This is a genomic window from Corynebacterium tuscaniense (assembly GCF_008693065.1).
GTDB lineage: Bacteria > Actinomycetota > Actinomycetes > Mycobacteriales > Mycobacteriaceae > Corynebacterium > Corynebacterium tuscaniense.
The window spans coordinates 1-893 of the sequence record NZ_VXKH01000144.1 but is presented as its reverse complement, the minus strand read 5'-3'; the positions used below and the strand labels follow the sequence as shown (position 1 = coordinate 893).

The window sequence follows — 893 nt, the reverse complement described above, 5'->3', positions numbered from 1 at the left end:
AAAGTCAAATGATGATCTCACCGACACATTCCACAGGGATCATCCACTGGGCCTTTCCCCTCGAGAACTTGCAGTCGACATCGACACCGGAGATGCGGTAGTCGAGATGGTCCTGGACACCGTCATCGATGATGTCGTCGAACTCCTGGCGGATGGCGATCTCAATCAGCGTGCCGAAGTGCGTCTTTTCGGTCTTGTAGAGCTGATCCCACGAGTAGCGGCCGGTCCACTGCCCGTTATAGAGCCGGTCATACGACGACCGAAAAGTCTGAGCGAACCGTGTCCCATCAGGATCCGCTTTGAGAATCAGATCCCGCACCCGCAGGAGATCCTGGTCTCCACTACCGCACGTTCCAACCATGTCCTTCGAGTATCTCCTGTTCTGATGAGGGCACATTCAAAGGCTCCGATCTACCAAGGACGATCCCACACGATGTCGAGTTACTTTTCCGTCGCTGCACGCAGTTTCTCGATGACACGCTGACGGTCCTCCGCACTGAGCAGCCGCGTTCGCACATAGATTTGTTCGACCTTGTCACGGGGGCGCGCACCAGACAGGAGCCACGAAAGAAGCACCTTCTTGTCCTTCAGCGGGAGGTTCACCGCAGACGACCAAATGTGGCCGACGTGCTCCGGAGCTTGACCTTCATCACGCTTAGTCTCGTTGCAGCGGGAGCACTCAGCACGCAGGTTTTCCATCGAGTTGCTGCCACCGTGCGCCTGGGCAGCGATATGGCCAACCGTCAAACGCACTGTACTTGCTGGATCATCAGCGTAGACATCACCGGCTCGCTCACCGCACAACTGGCAAGTGAAGCCATCCCTAGCGAACACCCCGTTTCGTACCGCGTTGGAAATCAGCTCCTTTCTGGGGCGAGGGCCAAGCTCAGGGG

The 893-nt window shown here is 57.2% G+C and carries 2 protein-coding genes; both read right to left on the bottom strand.

What is annotated here, in order from left to right; all coding sequences use genetic code 11:
* Positions 1-4 precede the first annotated feature (4 nt).
* Positions 5-361: a NaeI family type II restriction endonuclease gene (locus F4V54_RS10935; RefSeq protein WP_150387151.1), complete on the bottom strand. Its 357-nt coding sequence runs from the start codon at positions 359-361 to the stop codon at positions 5-7.
* An 80-nt stretch (positions 362-441) separates the two neighbouring features.
* Positions 442-893 (bottom strand): HNH endonuclease (locus F4V54_RS10930; RefSeq protein ID WP_150387150.1); only part of this gene is annotated, 452 nt, incomplete at its 5' end.

What these genes read in the sequence shown, in the direction of transcription:
- F4V54_RS10935 (WP_150387151.1), bottom strand. Translation starts at nt 361, where the DNA reads ATGGTTGGAACGTGCGGTAGTGGAGACCAGGATCTCCTGCGGGTGCGG.